A 19,646-nucleotide genomic window follows, 5' to 3' on the forward strand; every position below is an offset into this window, starting at 1 on the left:
TCGGGTGCGGCATTCCGAACGACCCTACTTCCCCCGCGTGTTCACCCCGTACGACCCCCGCCGCATGTCCGTGCGACCCGCGGGCCCGGACCTCCGCCGGCGGCCGTCCACGAGCGCGCCCCGGGCCCCCGCGCCGTTCTTTCGACGGCCCGCCGCCGTGATCCCGCAGCAAAGGCGCGCGTAGGCTCATTCCCGGCACATCGCGACGGCGTCTACGATGCGCCGGGCATGGTCGGCCCACCCCTCGACCGACAACGAACTCAACGGAAGCGAGATTTCACCACCGTGACTGCTCTCACTCTCAGCACTGCCGGTGCGGCGACGCTGCGCGCCGACGCACTCGTCGTCGGCGTCGGCAAGGGCGCCGGATCCAAGTCTGGGGGCCTGGTCCTCGCACCGGGCGCCGAGGCCGTGGACAAGGCGTTCGGCGGGAAGCTCGCCACCGTCCTGGAGTCCCTGGGCGCCACCGGTGCCGAGGGCGAGGTGACCAAGCTCCCCGCGCCCGACGGCCTCAAGGCCCCGGTCGTCCTGGCGGTCGGACTCGGTTCCGCCCCGGACAAGGACGAGGCGTACGAAGCCGAGGCGCTGCGCCGGGCCGCGGGCTCGGCCGCCCGCGCGCTGGCCGGTTCGAAGAAGGCCGGTTTCGCGCTGCCCGTGGAGTCCGCCGAGGACGCCGGGGCGATCGCCGAGGGCGCGCTGCTCGGCGCGTACGCGTTCACCGCGTACCAGGGCGGCGAGGACAAGGTCGCGCCCAAGGGCAAGAAGAACGGCAACGGCCCCAGGCTGCCGCTGGGCGAGGTCGCCCTGCTCGGCGCCAAGCCGCGCGACAAGGCGTTCAAGGCGGCCGCCGAGCGTGCCGTCGCGCTGGTCGAGGAGATCAACCGCGCCCGCGACCTGATCAACACCCCGCCGAACGACCTGTACCCCGAGTCCTTCGCCGCCGTGGCCACCGCCGCGGGCAAGGAGCACGGCATCAAGGTGCAGGTCCTCGACGAGAAGGCGCTCGTCAAGGGCGGCTTCGGCGGCCTGCTCGGCGTCGGCAGCGGCTCGGTCAACGGCCCGCGCCTGGTGAAGCTCGCCTACACGCATCCGAAGGCGGAGAAGACCCTGGCCCTGGTCGGCAAGGGCATCACCTACGACTCGGGCGGCATCTCCCTGAAGCCGGCCGGCCACAACGAGACGATGAAGTGCGACATGAGCGGCGCCGCCGCCGTGTTCGCGGCCGTCGTCGCGTCCGCCCGTCTGGGACTCCGGGTCAACGTCACCGGCTGGCTGGCGCTCGCCGAGAACATGCCGTCGGGCAGCGCCACCCGCCCCGGCGACGTGCTGCGCATGTACAGCGGCAAGACCGTCGAGGTCCTCAACACGGACGCCGAGGGCCGCCTGGTCCTGGCCGACGCGCTGACCCGCGCCTCGGAGGAGAGCCCGGACGCGATCGTCGACGTGGCGACGCTGACCGGCGCGATGATGCTGGCGCTGGGCAACCGCACCTTCGGCATCATGGCGAACGACGACGCCTTCCGCGCCTCCGTCCACGAGATCGCCGAGGAGGTCGGCGAGGCGTCCTGGCCGATGCCGCTCCCCGCGGACCTGCGCAAGAGCATGGAGTCCGCGACGGCCGACATCGCCAACATGGGCGAGCGGATGGGCGGCGGCCTGGTGGCCGGCCTGTTCCTCCAGGAGTTCGTGGGCGAGGGCATCGCCTGGGCGCACCTGGACATCGCGGGCCCGGCCTTCCACGAGGGCGCGCCGTACGGCTACACGCCGAAGGGCGGCACCGGTTCCGCGGTCCGCACGCTGGTGAGGCTGGCCGAGCGCACGGCCGCCGGCGACCTCGGCTGAGGGCGCGTCACGCGGACGACCATCGGCCCCGGGCATACGCCCGGGGCCGTTCGCGTTCCCCCCGTGGCACCACGACGCGGAGGAGGGTTTCGCTCTCGACGAAACTTGACGGGCACAGCACCTCACTACGCAGCGGTAACCGTCCGGGACGGATGATCGTCCTTCCCAGACCCGGGCCCCGCGTCCCGCCACCCGTCGACAAGTGCGAAGATGGGTTCTCGGCAGGACAGGGCCCCCACCACAGGGCCGAACGACAAGCGGCCGCACACCAGCCGACCGGCCGGTCATCCCCCAGCGACGGGGCCCGGCGTACGGCGCACATGCATGGAGGACGTGACGTGGCGAACGACGCCAGCACCGTTTTCGACCTAGTGATCCTCGGCGGCGGTAGCGGCGGTTACGCCGCGGCCCTGCGCGGGGCGCAGCTGGGCCTGGACGTCGCCCTGATCGAGAAGGGCAAGGTCGGCGGCACCTGCCTGCACAACGGCTGCATTCCCACGAAGGCCCTGCTGCACGCCGGCGAGATCGCCGACCAGGCGCGCGAGGCCGACCAGTTCGGCGTCAAGGCCACCTTCGAGGGCATCGACATCGACGCCGTCCACAAGTACAAGGACGACGTCGTCTCGGGCCTGTACAAGGGCCTGCAGGGGCTCATCGCCTCGCGCAAGGTGACGTACATCGAGGGCGAGGGCCGGCTCTCCTCCCCCACCTCGGTGGACGTGAACGGTCAGCGGGTCCAGGGCCGCCACGTGCTGCTGGCGACCGGTTCCGTGCCGAAGTCGCTGCCGGGCCTGGAGATCGACGGCAACCGCATCATCTCCTCGGACCACGCGCTGAAGCTGGACCGCGTCCCGAAGTCGGCGATCGTGCTGGGCGGCGGCGTCATCGGCGTCGAGTTCGCCTCGGCGTGGACGTCCTTCGGCACCGACGTCACGATCATCGAGGGCCTGAAGCACCTCGTCCCGGTCGAGGACGAGAACAGCTCGAAGCTCCTGGAGCGCGCCTTCCGCAAGCGCGGCATCAAGTTCAACCTCGGCACGTTCTTCCAGAGCGCCGAGTACACCCAGGACGGCGTCAAGGTCACCCTGGCCGACGGCAAGACCTTCGAGGCCGAGGTGCTGCTGGTCGCCATCGGCCGCGGCCCGGTCTCGCAGGGCCTGGGCTACGAGGAGGCCGGCGTCGCGACGGACCGCGGCTACGTCCTCGTCGACGAGTACATGCAGACCAACGTGCCCACCATCTCGGCCGTGGGCGACCTGGTCCCGACGCTCCAGCTCGCGCACGTCGGCTTCGCCGAGGGCATCCTGGTCGCGGAGCGCCTGGCCGGTCTGAAGACCGTCCCGATCGACTACGACGGCGTCCCGCGGGTGACGTACTGCCACCCCGAGGTCGCCTCCGTGGGCATCACCGAGGCCAAGGCCAAGGAGCTCTACGGCGCGGACAAGGTCGTCGCCCTGAAGTACAACCTCGCGGGCAACGGCAAGAGCAAGATCCTGAAGACCGCGGGCGAGATCAAGCTCGTCCAGGTCAAGGACGGTGCGGTGGTCGGCGTCCACATGGTCGGTGACCGCATGGGCGAGCAGGTCGGCGAAGCCCAGCTGATCTACAACTGGGAGGCACTGCCGGCCGAGGTCGCGCAGCTGATCCACGCCCACCCGACCCAGAACGAGGCGATGGGCGAGGCCCACCTGGCTCTGGCCGGCAAGCCCCTCCACTCCCACGACTGATCCAGTCGACCGGACGCGACGACCGACCACTTCCGCACTTTCGTAAGGAGCAACCGAAACCATGTCGGTTTCCGTAACCCTTCCGGCGCTCGGTGAGAGCGTCACCGAGGGCACTGTCACCCGCTGGCTGAAGGCCGAGGGCGAGCGCGTCGAGGCCGACGAGCCGTTGCTCGAGGTCTCGACCGACAAGGTCGACACCGAGATCCCCGCCCCGGCGTCCGGCGTCCTCACCGCCATCAAGGTCGCCGAGGACGAGACCGTCGAGGTCGGCGCCGAGCTGGCCGTCATCGACGACGGCACGGGTGCGCCCGCCGCCGCTGCCGCCCCGGCCGCCGCCGAGCCCGAGGCCGTCCCGGCCCCGGCTCCCGAGGCCCCCGCCGCCCCGGCCCCGGCCCCGGTCGCCGAGGCTCCCGCCGCCGCTCCGGCCGGTGGCGCGGCCGGCACCGACGTCACCCTCCCCGCGCTCGGCGAGAGCGTCACCGAGGGCACCGTCACCCGCTGGCTGAAGGAGGTCGGCGAGGAGGTCACGGAGGACGAGCCCCTCCTGGAGGTCTCCACGGACAAGGTCGACACCGAGATCCCGGCGCCGGTCTCCGGCGTGCTGCTGGAGATCGTGGTCGCCGAGGACGAGACCGCCGAGGTCGGCGCCAAGCTCGCCGTGATCGGTGCCCCGGGTGCCGCTCCGGCGGCTGCCCCGGCCGCTCCGGCCGCCGCCCCCGCGCCCGCCGCCGCACCGGCCGCTCCGGCAGCCCCCGCTCCGGCGGCCCCCGCCCCGGCGCCGGTCGCGCCCCCGGCTCCCGCCCCGGTCGCGCCCCCCGCTCCGGCCCCGGCTCCGGCGGCCCCGGCCCCGGCTCCGGCGGCCCCGGCGCCGGCTCCCGCCCCGGTCGCGCCCGCCGCCCCCGCCCCGGCTCCCGTCGTCGCCGCCCCGGCCGCGACCGCCGGTGACGAAGGCGCGTACGTCACGCCGCTGGTCCGCAAGCTCGCCACCGAGACCGGTGTCGACCTGGGCGCGGTCAAGGGCACTGGCGTCGGTGGCCGTATCCGCAAGCAGGACGTCGTCGCCGCCGCGGAGGCCGCCAGGGCCGCCGTCGCCGCGCCGACTCCGGTCGCCGCCGCTGCCGCCGCCCCGAAGGCGCCGAAGCTGGAGGCGTCCCCGCTGCGCGGCCAGACGGTCAAGATGACCCGCATGCGCAAGGTCATCGGCGACAACATGATGAAGGCGCTGCACTCGCAGGCCCAGCTGACGTCGGTCGTCGAGGTCGACGTCACGAAGCTGATGAAGCTGCGCGGCCTGGCGAAGAACGCGTTCGCGGCCCGTGAGGGCGTCAAGCTGTCCCCGATGCCGTTCTACGTCAAGGCGGCGGCCCAGGCGCTGAAGGCCCACCCGGTCGTCAACGCCCGGATCAACGAGGACGAGGGCACCATCACGTACTTCGACTCGGAGAACATCGGCATCGCCGTGGACGCCGAGAAGGGTCTGATGACCCCGGTCATCAAGGGTGCGGGCGACCTGAACATCGCCGGGATCGCGAAGAAGACCGCGGAGCTGGCGGGCAAGGCCCGCGGTGGCGGCCTGACGCCGGACGACATGTCCGGGGCCACCTTCACCATCAGCAACACCGGCTCGCGCGGTGCGCTGTTCGACACCGTCATCGTGCCCCCGAACCAGGTCGCCATCCTGGGCATCGGTGCCACGGTCCGCCGTCCGGTGGTCATCGACCACCCGGACCTCGGCGAGACGATCGCGGTGCGCGACATGACGTACCTCTCGCTCTCCTACGACCACCGTCTGGTGGACGGCGCGGACGCCGCCCGTTACCTGACCACGGTCAAGGCGATCCTGGAGGCCGGTGAGTTCGAGGTCGAGCTCGGCCTCTGAACGTCGCGGCTGTAACCAGCCTCACGAGCGGTGCCCCCGTCCGGACCACGTCCGGGCGGGGGCGCCGCCGTATTGTCTAGTGCCGTGACCGGCAAGGTTTGCCCGGAAGGAGCGTCGTCCGGTGCGTGCGATCGCAAGGCGGCCGGGAGCCCTCGTAGCGGGGCTACGTGGGCTTTTGGCCAACGCTGCGAACGTGCGTGCCGGACGACGCGACGGGGCAAGCGTTGCCGGGAGCGGCACCAGTCATTGACCGGTCGCCCCGGCCGCCGTGATGGCGCAGACGGCACCGGTCCACCTCGAAGGAGCTCCACATGACCCCGCCCGTCGTCCACTCGCTGCGCGAACAGATCCGCGAGCACATCGTGGACGGGATCGTCAGCGGGCGCTGGAAGCCGGGCGAACGGATCGTGGAGCGCCGCATCGCCACCGAGCTGGAGGTCAGCCAGACGCCCGTGCGCGAGGCCCTGCGGGAGCTGGAGACGCTCCGGCTGATCGAGTCCGCCCCCAACAAGGGCGTGCGGGTCCGCAACCTCACCGCGGCCGATCTGGAGGAGAGCTATCCGGTCCGGGCCGGTCTGGAGCAGATCGCCGCGGAGCTGGCGGCCCCGGCCCTGGGCGAGGACTGCTCGCGCCTGGCCCCGCACGTGGCGGCGCTCTACGAGGCGGACCGGCTGGCCGACGGCGAGGCCCAGGTGCGGCACACCGTGGCGTTCCACCGGGAGATGGTGCGGGCCGCCGGGAACGCCGTGCTGCTGCACACCTGGGAGGGACTGGGCATCGAGGTGTTCACCGCCCTGTCGATCCGCTGGCTGGGCACGGTGCAGAAGTCGTACGCGGAGGAGCACGAGGCGCTCATCGAGGCGTTCCTGCGCAAGGACCCGGACATCGGGGCGCTGGTCAAGGCGCACGTCCTGGGCTGCGCGCCGCGCGCCTGAGCGGCACGGCGGCGACCGGCTCCCGGCGCTCGCCCGGCATTCCGGCGACCGGCCCGGCGCTCGTCCGGCACATGCGAGGCCGCCCGGGACTCGTCCGGCGCCGCACGGGCCGTCCGGTACGCGTGACGCATCTGTGGCGAGGGGTGCTCAACTGCGCGCTCACGTGCCCCTTTTGTGTACTAAATCCCGTCACTCCGTGCCCCACTTCGCGGCACCGAATGCCAATTTCTTCATATCGAGAAGTTTTGCCGTTCACCCTTTGATCGATCATCGATCGACGATCTAGAGTTCAGTCGCGGGCTCACCGGCCCCATCGCCCTGTCCTGCCAGCCAGGGACTTCTCCACCCTCCTCCCACTCCGGAAGGCGGCGATCATGACCGACCCCGTAAAGCTTCCGAGCGAGCTCGATCAGCTCCCGGACCGCGACCCCGAGGAGACCGCCGAATGGGCGGCCTCCCTCGACGCCGTCACCAGGGCCGCCGGCCCGCACCGCGCCGCGTACCTGATGCGCCGCTCGCTCCAGCACGCCGAGGGCGCCGGTCTCGCGCTGCCCAAGCTGCTGGAGACCGACTACGTCAACTCCATCCCGACCGCCGCCGAGCCCGCGTTCGGCGGCGACCTGGAGATGGAGAGCCGGATCACCGCCTGGAACCGCTGGAACGCGGCCGCGATGGTCACCCGCGGCGCCCGGTTCGGGGTCGGCGGTCACATCGCCACCTTCGCCTCGGCCGCCTGGCTGTACGAGACCGGCTTCAACCACTTCTTCCACGGCAAGGAGGGGGACGGCTCGGGCGACCAGATCTACGTCCAGGGCCACGCCTCCCCCGGCATCTACGCCCGTGCCTTCCTCGACGGCCGGCTCAGCGAGCGGCAGCTCGACAACTTCCGCCAGGAGGCGGGCGGCGACGGCCTGCCGTCCTACCCGCACCCGCGGCGGCTGCCCTGGCTGTGGGAGTTCCCCACCGTGTCGATGGGCCTCGGCCCGCTCTCCGCGATCTACCAGGCGCGCTTCAACCGCTACCTGACCAACCGCGGCATCAAGGACACCTCGAACTCGCACGTCTGGGCCTTCCTCGGCGACGGCGAGATGGACGAGCCCGAGTCGACCGCCGCCCTCGCCCTCGCGGCCCGCGAGCGGCTGGACAACCTGACCTTCGTCATCAACTGCAACCTGCAGCGCCTCGACGGCCCGGTGCGCGCCAACTTCCGCGTGGTCCAGGAGCTGGAGGGCGCGTTCCGCGGGGCCGGCTGGAACGTCGTCAAGTCGCTCTGGGGCAACGCCTGGGACGAGCTGTTCCAGCTGGACACGACGGGCGCGCTGGTCCGCCGGCTCCGCGAGGTCCCGGACGCGCAGTTCCAGACGTACGCCACCCGCGACGTCGCGTACATCCGTGAGCACTTCTTCGGCGCCGAGCCCGCGCTCGTCGAGATGGCGAAGCTGCTCACCGACGCGAAGATCGGCGAGTGCTTCTACACCTCGCGCGGCGGTCACGAGCCCCGCAAGGTCTACGCGGCGTACAAGGCGGCCCTGGAGCACAAGGGCGGCCCGACCGTGATCCTCGCCCAGACGGTGAAGGGCTTCACGCTCGGCAGGGGCTTCGAGTCCAAGAACGCCAACCACCAGATGAAGAAGCTGTCCGCCGACGAGTTCAAGGACATGCGCGACCTGCTGGGGCTGCCGATCCCGGACAGCGCCTTCGTGGACGGCCTGGTGCCCTACGGCCACCCCGGCGCCGACTCCCCCGAGGTGCGCTACCTCCAGGAGCGCCGCGCCGCCCTCGGTGGTCCGGCCCCGGCCCGCCGGGTGCACGCCGTGGCACTGCCCGAGCCCGAGGAGCGCGCGTTCGCCGCGCTGAAGAAGGGGTCCGGCAAGCAGGAGATGGCCACCACCATGGCCTTCGTCCGCCTCGTCAAGGACCTGATGCGGGACAAGCGGACGGGCAGGCGCTGGGTACCGGTCGTCCCGGACGAGGCGCGTACCTTCGGCATGGAGTCGCTGTTCCCGTCGGCCGGCATCTACTCGCCGCTGGGCCAGACGTACGAGCCGGTCGACCGCGACCAGCTGATGTACTACAAGGAGGCCAAGGACGGCCAGATCCTCAACGAGGGGATCACCGAGGCCGGTGCCATGGCGGACTTCATCGCCGCGTCCACGTCGTACGCGACGCACGGCGAGCCGATGATCCCCTTCTACATCTTCTACTCGATGTTCGGCTGGCAGCGCACCGGAGACCAGTTCTGGCAGCTCGGCGACCAGCTCGGCCGCGGCTTCGTGGTCGGCGCCACGGCGGGCCGCACGACGCTGACGGGCGAGGGTCTCCAGCACGCGGACGGTCACTCGCACCTGATCGCGTCCACGAACCCGGCCTCGCTCAACTACGACCCGGCGTTCGCGTACGAGATCGCGGTGATCGTCAAGGACGGTCTGCGCCGGATGTACGGCCCCGACGCCGAGGACGTCTTCTACTACCTGACGGTCTACAACGAGCCGAAGCCGCAGCCCGCGATGCCGGAGGGTGTCGAGGAGGGCATCCTCAAGGGTCTCTACCGCTTCAAGGAGGGCACGCCCGCGAAGGCGGACGCGCCGCGCGTCCAGCTACTGGCCTCCGGTACGGCGATCCACTGGGCCCTGCAGGCGCAGGAGCTGCTGTCGGCGGACTGGGGCATCACGGCCGACGTGTGGTCCGCGACCTCGTGGGGCGAGCTGCGCAGGGAGGCCCTGGAGTGCGACGAGGCGCTGCTGCGGGGCGAGCAGCGGGTGCCGTACGTGACCCGCGCCCTGGAGGGCGCGCCGGGTCCGGTCCTGGCGGTCAGCGACTGGATGCGGCAGGTCCCGGACCAGATCAGCCAGTGGGTGGAGCAGGACTGGTCCTCGCTCGGCACGGACGGCTTCGGTCTGTCCGACACCCGTGACGCGGCCCGCCGCCACTTCGGTGTGGACGCGCAGTCGATCACGGTCGCGGCGCTGGCCCAGCTGGCCCGCCGCGGCGAGGTGAGCGCGGCCGCGGTCAAGGAGGCCCGGGAGCGGTACGGACTGTGACTCTGGAGTGACACCGGGAACGGTGGAAGGCGGCAGCCGGGTACGCCCGGCTGCCGCCGCATCGTTTCCACCGCCGCACCGTTTCCGCGGCCGGGTGGCACGGGCCGGGTGGCTCCGGAGCGGGGCGGCGCAGGCCGGGACAGCGGGCGCGGGCCGTGGACAGCGGGCGCGGGCCGTGGACAGCGGGCGCGGGCCGTGGACGGCCCGCAGCCACAATGGGGCCATGCGTGCTGCCCGCCTCATCAAGATGGTGCTGCTCCTGCAGTCCCGCCCCGCCATGACCGCCGCCGAGCTCGCCCGGGAGCTGGAGGTGTCCGAGCGGACCGTCACCCGGGACGCGCAGGCCCTCTCCGAGGCGGGTGTTCCGGTGTACGCCGACCGGGGCAGAGCCGGGGGCTACCGCCTGGTCGGCGGGTACCGCACCCGCCTCACCGGTCTCGCCCGCGACGAGGCCGAGGCGCTCTTCCTCTCCGGACTGCCCTCCGCCCTGCGCGAGATGGGTCTGGAGGAAGCCGCGTCGGCCGCCCGGCTCAAGGTGTCGGCGGCCCTGCTCCCCTCGCTGCGGGACGCCTCCGAGAACACCGCCCGGCGCTTCCACCTGGACGCGCCCGGCTGGTTCCGGGAGCCGGAGACCCCCGAACCGCTGTCCGCCGTCGCGCAGGCCGTGTGGGACGACCGGATCGTGCGTGCCCGTTACCGCCGCAACGGGCGGGACGAGGACGTGGAACGGGAGCTGGCCCCGTACGGGCTCGTCCTGAAGGCCGGTGTCTGGTACCTCTGCGCCCGGGTGGCGGAGGACTTCCGGGTGTACCGGATCGACCGGTTCTCGGCGGTCACGGTGTCGGACGATCGGTTCGCGCGCGACGAGGACTTCGACCTGCCGGGATTCTGGGCGCGGCGGTCCGCGCAGTTCGCGCGCTCACTGCTCCGGGAGGAGGTGACGGTGCGGGTGTCGGAGGAGGGCGTACGCCGACTGCCGCACGTGATGGACCGTTCGGCGGTCCGGGAGGCCCTGGAGGCGGCGGGCCCGCCCGACGCACGGGGGTGGCGCACGCTCACTCTGCCGGTCGAGTCCCTGGAGGTGGCGTATGCCCAACTGCTGGGGCTGGGGCCCGAGTCGGAGGTGCTCGAACCGGCCGGTCTGCGGACCCGTCTCGCCGCAGCGGCGCGGCGCCTGCACGACATGTACCGCTGAGCGCGTCCTCCGGTCGCGTCCGCGTGCGCGGTCCGTCGGCACGGCCGATGCTTGATCCGTGATGGACGAGACGGAGTTCTGGGAGATCATCGACAGCACCCGCGAGGACGCCGAGGGCGACCCCGAGGATCAGGCCGACCTGCTCGTCGAACGGCTGGTGCGGCTCGATCCGGAAGCCGTGCTGGATTTCGCCCGGCACTTCGAGGCCCGTTACAACCGCGCGTACCGCTGGGACCTGCGGGGCGCCGCCGCAGTGCTGCTCGGCGGGGCGGGCGACGACGCCTTCGACTTCTTCCGCTGCTGGCTGATCGGGCAGGGGCGGGAGGTCTTCGAGGGCGCGCTGCACGATCCGGACGCCCTCGCCGATCTCCTCGACGACTTCGACGAGGAGATCGACGGGGACGGCGAGGACCTCGGCTACGCCGCCGACGAGGCGTACGAACAGCTCACCGGCGTGGTCGACCCGGATCTCGGGCTGCCGCCCCAGCCCGCGGAGCCGGAAGGCGTCCCGCTCGCGATCGAGGACGAGGCGACCCTCGCGGAGCACTTCCCCGCACTCTGGGCACGGTTCAGGGGCGACTGAGCGCGACCGGGCGCGGCTGAAACGCCGGATGGAAGGGGCCTTCTCCGCGCCGAGCGAAAAGAACCTCTCCGCGCTGGGAACGGGCCCCTCCGCGTCGGGGGGAGCGGACCGACCCCTCCCCCACGCCGGGCGCGGGCCTCACCACGCCGGCAGCGGGCGCCTCCCCTATCCGGAGACGGTTCTTCCGCGCCGGGCACAGGCGTCTCCGGCCGGAGACGCTGCTTCCAAGGGCGCTGACGGACGCACCGACGAGCGGGCCCGGCTCACCCGCCGATCTCGCGGTGCGCTGCCTGCACGAGCTCATCGGCGGCATGCGACTGTTCGGCGACCGAGCCGGGGACGCGAGGGCGGATCAGGGGGCGAGCGAACGCCCCATCAGGACGTCGTCGACATAACGGCCGTCGAGGAAGAACTCGCCGCGCAGCACGCCCTCGACGACGAACCCCTCCGACTCGTACAGGGCACGCGCGGGCGCGTTGTGCCCGAGCACCCGCAGCGTCATCCGGTTGGCGCCCCCGTCCCGCGCCGCCGCGCACGCGGCCCGCAGCAGGGTCCTGGCGACGCCCCGGCCGCGTGCCCAGTCGGCCACGGCCAGGCCCTGTATCTGGCGGACGTGGGAGTTGCAGGGCAGCGGGGTCGGCAGAACGACCCTGACGTACCCGGCGATCCCCGTCTCCCCCTCCTCGTTCTCCGCCTCGGCCACGAGAAAGTCCTCGGGCCGGTGGCGGTCGTCGAAGAAGGGCGAGTAGGGCGGCTGCGGCCTCGGCATCACCGCGTGCAGGGTCGACCAGGTGGCGCGGTCGAGCTCTCCGAGGGCGTCGTCGTCGGAGCGGTTCGCGGGGCGGACGGAACAGGCCGGAGGTGTGTGGATCTCTTGCATGCGCGCCACTGTGCCACGCCGTCCACCTGTCGGCAGCCCCTTTTGTTCGCAGGCGGACCGGCTCCGCCTCGACCGTCGACTGGATCGGCCCCGCCTGCCGGCTGACGGCTCTCGTCGGCGGGTGGCGGCCCCCTGCCACCCGGTGGGACCGTTCTGCCTCCCGGTCGGCCCGGCCGGCGGGGCATTCGGGGACCCTTGCGGCAGGATGGGGCCATGCTGCACTCCCGTATCGCCGTCAGCGGAGCGTCCGGACTCATCGGAGCGGCGCTCGTGCGCTCGCTGCGGGCCGACGGGCACGAGGTCGTCCGCCTGGTACGGCACCCGGCGCGGGCCGGCGACGAGGTGGAGTGGAGCCCCGAGCGCCGGTACGTCGACGTGGCGGGCCTGGTCGGCTGCGACGCCGTCGTCCACCTCGCCGGGGCCGGGGTCGGCGACCACCGCTGGACACCGGCGTACAAGCGGGAGATCCGGGAAAGCCGGGTGCGCGGGACGACGGCGGTGGCCGAGGCCCTCGCCTCGCTGGACGTGCCGCCGAAGGTGCTGGTGTCCGGGTCGGCCATCGGCTACTACGGCGACACCGGGGACCGGGCGGTCGACGAGAGCGCCCCGGCCGGCACCGGGTTCCTGCCGTCCGTCTGCGTGGAGTGGGAGGCGGCGACGGCGGCCGCGCAGGAGGCGGGCGTACGGACCGTCCACGCCCGCACCGGTCTGGTCGTGGGCCGGGCCGGCGGGGCCTGGGGCCGTCTCTTCCCGCTGTTCCGGGCGGGGCTCGGCGGACGGCTGGGCGACGGGCGCCAGTACTGGAGCTTCATCGCCCTGCACGACGAGGTCGCCGCGCTGCGGCACATCCTGGACACGGAATCGCTGTCCGGCCCGGTGAACCTCACCGGCCCCGACCCGGTCACCAACGCCGAGGTGACCGCCGCCATGGGCCGGGTACTGCGCCGCCCCACGCTGCTGACCGCCCCGGCACCGGCCCTGCGCCTGGTCCTCGGCGACTTCGCCGAGGACGTGCTGGCCAGCCAGCGGGTACTTCCCGGCCGGCTGCTGGACTCGGGCTTCGCGTTCGCCTTCCCCGGCATCGACGCGGCGATCCGCGCGGCGCTGCGCTGAACGGCCCGCGCCGCTCCGTACGACACCGCGCCGAACGCGGCGCGGAACACCGGTCCGAGCCATGCCGGACGCGGCGCGCAACACCAGCCCGAACCGGGCGCGCACCACCCCCACCGAGACCGAACGCTCCGTACGCCACCACCCCGCACCACGCCGAACGCGCCTTGTGGCGCCGCGCCCAGCGCACCGTGAAGGGCACCGGCGCACACCGGTCGCGCCTCTCGGACGCGCGGCCGTCCGCGCCCGCCACCGAATCGGACGGACATGCGACCCCGTGCAACGGTGCCCCGGGCGCGCGCGTCTGCGACTGTCCCGGCCGCCCTCCTAGCCTCCTTGCGAACTCCGGTGTTCCGGGGGCCTGTCGGGGGCACGAGCCCCCACCGGTTGCGACGACTCGGGGAGGGCACGTGCTCAGCTCGGCACATCACGCGGACGTCGTCATCATCGGGGCAGGCATCGCCGGCCTGTCGGCCGCCCACCGCCTGACCAGCGCGGGAGTGAGCGTCAACGTCCTGGAGGCGAGCGACCGGGTCGGCGGCCGGATGACCACGACCGAGTCGGACGGCTTCCTGCTCGACCACCTCGGACCGCTGCTCAGCACCGCGTACCCGGAGCTCCGCCTCACGCCCGCCCTCGAAGGGCTCGCCCTGCGCCCCTTCGCACCGGGGCTGCTCGTCCACAGCGAGGGCCGCCAGTACCGGACCGGCGACGCACGGGGCGCGCGGGGCGCGTTCAAGGCGGCGCGCGCCCTGGCGAGCTCTCCCCGGCCGCCGATGGGCGGGCCGATCGACCAGGCACGGCTGGGTGCCGCCCTGAACCGGCTCGCCGCCACCCCGGCGTCCCGCATCCTGGCCCGGCCCGAGCAGACCGCGCTCGCCGCCCTGTCCCACCGGGGCCTGCCCTCCCGAACGGTCAACGGCTTCCTGCGCCCGCTTCTCTCCGCGCTCCTGAGCGACCCGGAACTCACCACGTCCAGCCGCTGTGCCGACCTCGTCCTGCGCGACTACGCGCGCGGCAGGCTGTGCGTACCGGCGGGCGGTGCGGGCAGGCTGCCCGAGCTGCTCGCGGCCTCGCTGCCGCCCGGCACGATACGGACGGGGGTCCATGTCACGGCCGCCGACATCACCTCGGTCCGCACCAGGGACCACGGTGAACTCGGCTGTCGTTCCCTGCTGTTGGCGACCGGCGCCGGTGCCGCCGCCGCATTGCTGCCCGGTCTGCGGGTGCCCACCTTCCACCCGGTGACGGTGCTTCACCACACCGCGCCGGTTCCCCCGCAGACCGGTGCCTCACTTCTGCTCGACTCCGACCGTTCGGGTCCGGTCGCGCACACGGCGGTGATGAGCGCGGTCGACCCCGCGCGCGCCCCGCGCGGCCGGACGCTGATCAGCTCGACGGTGCTCGGCACCCCACCGCCGGACCTGGACCGCGCGGTCCGTTCCCATCTCGCCGTCCTGTACGGCACGCCCACCGACGACTGGGAGCTGCTGGCCGCCCATCACGACCCCGAAGCCGTCCCCGCGATGGCCGCGCCCCACGATCTGCGCCGCCCGGTCCGGCTGCTCGCCGGGCTGTACGTGTGTGGCGACCACCGCGACACCAGCACGGTCCAGGGCGCCCTGTTCTCGGGGCGTCGCGCGGCCGAGGCGATCCTCACGGACCTGGGCGTGCGCCCGGGGCGCGGAGGAAAGGGCGACGGAGGCGGTGAGGCACTCCCCGAAGCGGCGTGACGCCCCGGCCCGGACCGCCGGAGCGGCGTGACAGCCGGTCGGAGTGGCCCGCCGGCCGGGCGCGGAACCGCTCGCCGTCACCTCGGCGAGGCGTGGCCCTCCCCGGCGCGACTCGCCTCAGCCCAGCGCGGCGACCCGTTCGCGGTATCCGCGCACCGCGGCCGCGTCCCGGTACGGCTCCAGGCGGCGCTCGAAGTCCCGTACGTACTCCGTCGCCCGTGCCGACCGCATCTCCATCGCCTGCTGGGCGGCCTCGGCGCCCAGCAGGCACGCCTGGTCGAGCTCACCGAGCCCGAGCCGGGCGCAGGCCAGCACCACCCGGCAGAACAACCGGCTGCGGGCGTACACCGGCGCGCGCAGTTCGAGGGAGCGCTCCGCGTGCTGCGCCGCGGCGCGGTGCTGCTGGAGGTCGCGGTGGCAGTGCCCGAACTCGTCGGCGAGCTGTGCCTCGTCGAAGTGCCGCGCCCAGTGCGGGACCTCGTCCCCGGGGCGGGCGATCTCCAGCGCGCGTTCCGCCCGCGCCAGCGAGGCGGTGCAGGACCTGGCGTCGCCGAGCACCCCGTGCCCACGCGCCTCGACGGCGTGCAGCAGGGACTGGACGACCGGCGGCGCCGACGAACCGATGCCCTGCTGCGCCACCCGGGCCAGCTGCACGGCTTCCCTGCCGTGCCCGAGATAGACCGCCTGCCGGCTCATGGTGATCAGGACGTAGCTGCCGTACGCGCGGTCCCCGGCGGCCTGGGCCAGCCGCAGCGCCTGGACGAAGTACCGCTGGGCCAGGCCGTGGGCCGCGATGTCGTACGAGGTCCAGCCCGCCAGCCGGGTCAGATCGGCGGCGGCGGAGAACAGCCGGCGCCCGGTGGCCTCGCCGTACGTGCCCCGCAGCATCGGCTCCGTCTCGTGCTCCAGGTAGCGGACGAGCGCCTGGCGGGCGTGGCCGCCGCCGTAGGTGTGGTCGAGGGTGCGGAAGAGTTCGCCGACTGATCGGAGGGCGGCGACATCACCGCCGCCGACGCGCTGGCCGGGACTCCGCTCGGTCTGCCGCTGCCGGGGCACGGCGGGGCCGCCGGGCGGACCGACGGGGGGCCCGGGCGGCGCGGACGGTCCGGCGGGCCGGGACGGGCCCGGCCCTCGCGTCCCGCCGTGGCCGCCGTGCACCCCGCCGGGCCAGTGCGCCCCATGCGACCCGTGTGCCCCGTGCGACCCGCGCGCCCCCTGTGCTCCGGCCCCCTCGGTCGTCCGGACCCCGCCGGGCGTACGGCTCCCGGTCGCGGCGCCCGGCACCGGCGCGGCGGACTCGCTCCCCCGCGCCACCCACTCGTCGGCCCGGCCGATCAGCCAGTCCCGACTGGGCACGACGAGCCCGGCCGGAGTGAAGGCGATCTTGCGCAGCTCGGCGTGGCTGCCCGAGTCCTTCCGCCACAGTCCGCTGACGATGTCGACGGCCTCGGCGGGCGTGGCGGCGAACTCCAGGCCCGCGTAGACCGGAGCGCACGCGTCGAGGCCCAGGTCCTGCGCGGAGAGCCGACGGCCGAGTCTCCGGGTGAAGACCTCGGCGATCAGTGCCGGCGTGGTGCCGCGCGGCTGCTGACCGCGCAGCCAGCGGGTCACGGAGGTCTTGTCGTACCGCAGGTCGAGCCCGTGCTCCAGACCCAGTTGGTCCACCCTGCGGGCCAGACCGGCGTGCGAGAAGCCGGCCTCGGTGATGAGGGAGGCGAGTCGGCGGTTGGGTGTGCGCTGCGGAGGTCGTTCCGACATCAGCTGTACGGTCTCCTGCCTTCGGGGCCGGGCGGGCAGCCCTAATGGAACGGCGTGAATTTAGCGGCCTTCGCCCAGGCCAAAGCCGCCTTCGCTTCGCTTTCATCCGATCGTGTGAGGATTGAGGACGGCGCTGACGAGGGCCGACGGAATCCACCTGCCGGTCCGTCTCCCCGGCACCGGACGTACAGTGGCTCGGGGCTGATTCAGTGCTGGTGACGCGGCTCCGGGCATGCCCGGCTCCCGCCACCACGAGTAGGAAGGCATCTGTCGTGACCGAGCTCCGGTTCGTCCGGCTGGGATTCGGCGAGGAAGCCGTCGACTACCAGGTGGCCTGGCAGAAGCAGCGCGAGGTGCACGCGGCCAGGTTCGAGGACGCCGTCCCCGACACCTGCCTGATGCTGGAACACCCGCCCGTCTACACGGCGGGGCGGCGCACGACCGACAGCGAGCGCCCACTGGACGGCACCCCGGTCATCGACGTGGACCGGGGCGGCAAGATCACCTGGCACGGCCCGGGCCAGCTCATCGGCTACCCGATCCAGAAGCTGCCCCGCCCCGTGGACGTGGTGGCGCACGTCCGCCGGCTGGAGGAGGCACTGATCCGTTCCGCCGCCGAGTTCGGTCTGGAGACCACCCGGGTCGAGGGCCGCAGCGGGGTCTGGGTGCTGGGCGACCCGGTCGAGGACCGCCCGGCGTTCGGCGGCCTCTCCCTCGACTTCGACCCGCGGCTGACGGACGAGGAGTTCGACGCGCGGCTGCACGGGCCCGAGTACGCCCCGTCCAACGCGGGCCAGCGCCGCGAGGACCGCAAGCTGGCCGCGATCGGCATCCGGGTCGCCAAGGGCGTGACCATGCACGGCTTCTCGTTCAACGTGAACCCCGACACCACCTGGTTCGACCGCATCGTGCCGTGCGGCATCCGGGACGCGGGCGTCACCTCGCTCGCGTACGAGCTGGGCCGCGACATCACGATCGCCGAGGTGCTGCCGGTCGTCGAGAAGCACCTCAAGGACGTCCTGGAGAACGCGGAGCTCGCCCCGCGCGCCGTCGAACGCCCGACGGACGCCGTGGCCACGGCCTGACGGGCCGGGGCGACCCGGTGGCGGTCGAGGCGGTCCCGTGACGGCCGGGCCCGATGACCGGCCGGAGGCGGTCCGGTGACGGCCGTCGGCGGCGCGGGACGTGCCCGCCGGGAATAGGGCCTGCCGGCCACAGGTTGGCCAGTCGTAAAGCCGTGTGAACCACGGGCGTACCCTGGTGTCCGCCGAAGAATCCAATGCTGAAGCAAGCGAAACAACCAGTGCAGTGAAAGCAAAGGGGAGTGCCGGAGTGTCCGCTGTCGCACCCGACGGGCGCAAGATGCTGCGCCTGGAGGTCCGGAACAGCCAGACCCCCATCGAGCGCAAGCCCGAGTGGATCAAGACCCGGGCGAAGATGGGCCCCGAGTACAACCAGTTGCAGAAGCTCGTGAAGAGCGAGGGTCTGCACACGGTGTGCCAGGAGGCCGGCTGTCCCAACATCTTCGAGTGCTGGGAGGACCGCGAGGCCACGTTCCTCATCGGTGGCGACCAGTGCACCCGGCGCTGCGACTTCTGCCAGATCGACACGGGCAAGCCGCAGGCGCTGGACCGGGACGAGCCGCGCAGGGTCGGTGAGTCCGTCGTCGCGATGGACCTGAACTACGCCACCATCACGGGCGTCGCACGCGACGACCTCGAGGACGGCGGTGCCTGGCTGTACGCGGAGACCGTGCGCCGGATCCACGCGATGACCGCGGAGCGGGAGGCCGGCCGCACCAAGGTCGAACTGCTGATCCCCGACTTCAACGCGGTGCCCGAGCAGCTCGCCGAGGTCTTCTCCGCGCGCCCCGAGGTGCTCGCGCACAACGTCGAGACCGTGCCGCGGATCTTCAAGCGGATCCGCCCCGGTTTCCGTTACGAGCGTTCCCTGGAGGTCATCACGCGGGCCCGTGAGGCCGGACTGGTGACCAAGTCCAACCTGATCCTCGGCATGGGCGAGACCCGCGAGGAGGTCAGCGAGGCGCTGCACGACCTGTACGAGGCGGGGTGCGAGCTCATCACGATCACGCAGTACCTGCGCCCGTCCGTGCGCCACCACCCGGTCGAGCGCTGGGTGAAGCCGCAGGAGTTCGTGGAGCTGAAGGACGAGGCCGACGCGATCGGCTACTCCGGCGTGATGTCCGGGCCGCTGGTCCGTTCCTCGTACCGCGCGGGACGGCTCTTCCAGCAGGCGATGGAACGGCGCGGCGCCGCCACCACGGCTCCCACCGTGTGAATCCGCCCACAGGCGAATACCCTCCGGTCATCACCGGTCCGAAGCGGCCCCGTGCGCTCCTCGCAGGTCAAAGGCGCATATGGGCCGCTTCGGCGTGCGCCGCGTCCGAATCAAGGTTTCATTGGTGTGTGACCGACCGGTCATACGCTGTTCGCACCGGGCAGTGACGCTGGGTGCTCACGACTGGTCACACCGGGTGGTCGCAGCACGGTGACGCCGGGCGCTCACGCCCCGGCGGCACCCCGCGCCGCTGCCGCCGCCACCGTCCCGTTCCCCGCACCCACGCCGCCGCCCACCCACTCGCTTCCCCCTCACTTCGCGCAACACGGCCCGGAGCAGTCCGCCCCGGGCCGTCCGTTCCGGGCAGCCGGGTACGCGCGGCTCGTCCGCACGACCCGGTCCGCACATCCGCTCCGAGGAGATCTCCACGATGCAGGCCGTGCCGGTGCGCGCCACCGCCCTCCCTTCCGTCACCCATGCCCTTCGCGCCGTCGAGTCGCTGCTGCTGAGCGGCGGCCAGCGCACCGCCCGCCGCAACGCCTGGACCGCCGTCCTGGAGGACCGCCGCCGGGCCGAGGACCGTGTGGAGACCGAGCATGTACTGGCCGGGCACGTACCGGAGGCCGCGGCCGACCGCCGTTCCTGAGCCACGTAAACTTCTGTGC

14 protein-coding genes are annotated in these 19,646 nt (G+C 72.9%); 12 read left to right on the plus strand and 2 right to left on the minus strand.

What is annotated here, in order from left to right; all coding sequences use genetic code 11:
- Positions 1–285: 285 nt before the first annotated feature.
- From ACFYY6_RS09235 to ACFYY6_RS09265, 7 genes are all read left to right on the plus strand, one after another.
- Complete coding sequence (locus ACFYY6_RS09235; RefSeq protein ID WP_389192350.1) at positions 286–1,842, plus strand: leucyl aminopeptidase; 1,557 nt, start codon at positions 286–288, stop codon at positions 1,840–1,842.
- Positions 1,843–2,180: 338 nt separating this feature from the next.
- Complete coding sequence (gene lpdA / locus ACFYY6_RS09240) at positions 2,181–3,569, plus strand: dihydrolipoyl dehydrogenase (protein WP_351523827.1); 1,389 nt, start codon at positions 2,181–2,183, stop codon at positions 3,567–3,569.
- A gap of 61 nt (positions 3,570–3,630) precedes the next feature.
- Positions 3,631–5,448 (plus strand): 2-oxoglutarate dehydrogenase, E2 component, dihydrolipoamide succinyltransferase, encoded by a 1,818-nt coding sequence (sucB, locus tag ACFYY6_RS09245; RefSeq protein WP_389192353.1) that lies wholly within the window; start codon positions 3,631–3,633, stop codon positions 5,446–5,448.
- Positions 5,449–5,759: 311 nt separating this feature from the next.
- Positions 5,760–6,383 carry a GntR family transcriptional regulator gene (locus tag ACFYY6_RS09250; RefSeq protein ID WP_073782202.1) on the plus strand — a complete coding sequence of 208 codons (624 nt, stop codon included), beginning with the start codon at positions 5,760–5,762 and terminating at the stop codon, positions 6,381–6,383.
- Positions 6,384–6,757: 374 nt separating this feature from the next.
- The gene (gene aceE, locus ACFYY6_RS09255) at positions 6,758–9,424 is read left to right on the plus strand and encodes a pyruvate dehydrogenase (acetyl-transferring), homodimeric type (RefSeq protein WP_351525998.1); all 2,667 of its coding nucleotides are present in this window, start codon (positions 6,758–6,760) and stop codon (positions 9,422–9,424) included.
- A gap of 223 nt (positions 9,425–9,647) precedes the next feature.
- The gene (locus ACFYY6_RS09260; protein WP_351525324.1) at positions 9,648–10,619 is read left to right on the plus strand and encodes a WYL domain-containing protein; all 972 of its coding nucleotides are present in this window, start codon (positions 9,648–9,650) and stop codon (positions 10,617–10,619) included.
- Between the two features lie 61 nt (positions 10,620–10,680).
- Positions 10,681–11,202 (plus strand): DUF4240 domain-containing protein, encoded by a 522-nt coding sequence (locus ACFYY6_RS09265; RefSeq protein WP_351525325.1) that lies wholly within the window; start codon positions 10,681–10,683, stop codon positions 11,200–11,202.
- A 352-nt stretch (positions 11,203–11,554) separates the two neighbouring features.
- Here the strand turns inward: ACFYY6_RS09265 and ACFYY6_RS09270 are convergent, their stop codons facing one another.
- Complete coding sequence (locus tag ACFYY6_RS09270) at positions 11,555–12,082, minus strand: GNAT family N-acetyltransferase (protein WP_351525316.1); 528 nt, start codon at positions 12,080–12,082, stop codon at positions 11,555–11,557.
- Positions 12,083–12,295: 213 nt separating this feature from the next.
- Between ACFYY6_RS09270 and ACFYY6_RS09275 the strand changes: the two genes are divergently transcribed.
- Entirely contained in the window at positions 12,296–13,195 is a 900-nt protein-coding gene (locus tag ACFYY6_RS09275) for a TIGR01777 family oxidoreductase (protein ID WP_351525317.1), read from the plus strand.
- Positions 13,196–13,602: 407 nt separating this feature from the next.
- The gene (locus ACFYY6_RS09280; protein ID WP_351623677.1) at positions 13,603–14,925 is read left to right on the plus strand and encodes an NAD(P)/FAD-dependent oxidoreductase; all 1,323 of its coding nucleotides are present in this window, start codon (positions 13,603–13,605) and stop codon (positions 14,923–14,925) included.
- A 117-nt stretch (positions 14,926–15,042) separates the two neighbouring features.
- Here ACFYY6_RS09280 and ACFYY6_RS09285 read toward each other — a convergent pair whose 3' ends face one another.
- Positions 15,043–16,683, minus strand: a complete 1,641-nt coding sequence (locus tag ACFYY6_RS09285) for a regulator (protein ID WP_351525319.1) — start codon at positions 16,681–16,683, stop codon at positions 15,043–15,045.
- A gap of 272 nt (positions 16,684–16,955) precedes the next feature.
- Between ACFYY6_RS09285 and lipB the strand changes: the two genes are divergently transcribed.
- The 3 genes from lipB to ACFYY6_RS09300 all read left to right on the plus strand — a co-directional run bounded on the left by lipB (position 16,956) and on the right by ACFYY6_RS09300 (position 19,627).
- Positions 16,956–17,768: a lipoyl(octanoyl) transferase LipB gene (gene lipB / locus ACFYY6_RS09290; protein ID WP_351525320.1), complete on the plus strand. Its 813-nt coding sequence runs from the start codon at positions 16,956–16,958 to the stop codon at positions 17,766–17,768.
- Positions 17,769–18,015: 247 nt separating this feature from the next.
- Positions 18,016–18,981 carry a lipoyl synthase gene (lipA, locus tag ACFYY6_RS09295; protein ID WP_389192356.1) on the plus strand — a complete coding sequence of 322 codons (966 nt, stop codon included), beginning with the start codon at positions 18,016–18,018 and terminating at the stop codon, positions 18,979–18,981.
- A 430-nt stretch (positions 18,982–19,411) separates the two neighbouring features.
- Positions 19,412–19,627: a hypothetical protein gene (locus ACFYY6_RS09300; RefSeq protein WP_351525322.1), complete on the plus strand. Its 216-nt coding sequence runs from the start codon at positions 19,412–19,414 to the stop codon at positions 19,625–19,627.
- Positions 19,628–19,646: the final 19 nt, after the last annotated feature.

This window comes from Streptomyces sp. NPDC001750 (assembly GCF_042892615.1).
Taxonomy (GTDB): domain Bacteria; phylum Actinomycetota; class Actinomycetes; order Streptomycetales; family Streptomycetaceae; genus Streptomyces.

Excerpts from the sequence above, each read along its gene's own strand:
- sucB (WP_389192353.1), top strand. The coding sequence starts at position 3,631 with ATGTCGGTTTCCGTAACCCTTCCGGCGCTCGGTGAGAGCGTCACCGAG.
- ACFYY6_RS09250 (WP_073782202.1), top strand. The coding sequence starts at position 5,760 with ATGACCCCGCCCGTCGTCCACTCGCTGCGCGAACAGATCCGCGAGCAC.
- aceE (WP_351525998.1), top strand. The coding sequence starts at position 6,758 with ATGACCGACCCCGTAAAGCTTCCGAGCGAGCTCGATCAGCTCCCGGAC.
- ACFYY6_RS09260 (WP_351525324.1), top strand. The coding sequence starts at position 9,648 with ATGCGTGCTGCCCGCCTCATCAAGATGGTGCTGCTCCTGCAGTCCCGC.
- ACFYY6_RS09265 (WP_351525325.1), top strand. The coding sequence starts at position 10,681 with ATGGACGAGACGGAGTTCTGGGAGATCATCGACAGCACCCGCGAGGAC.
- ACFYY6_RS09270 (WP_351525316.1), bottom strand. The coding sequence starts at position 12,082 with ATGCAAGAGATCCACACACCTCCGGCCTGTTCCGTCCGCCCCGCGAAC.
- ACFYY6_RS09275 (WP_351525317.1), top strand. The coding sequence starts at position 12,296 with ATGCTGCACTCCCGTATCGCCGTCAGCGGAGCGTCCGGACTCATCGGA.
- ACFYY6_RS09285 (WP_351525319.1), bottom strand. The coding sequence starts at position 16,683 with ATGTCGGAACGACCTCCGCAGCGCACACCCAACCGCCGACTCGCCTCC.
- ACFYY6_RS09300 (WP_351525322.1), top strand. The coding sequence starts at position 19,412 with ATGCAGGCCGTGCCGGTGCGCGCCACCGCCCTCCCTTCCGTCACCCAT.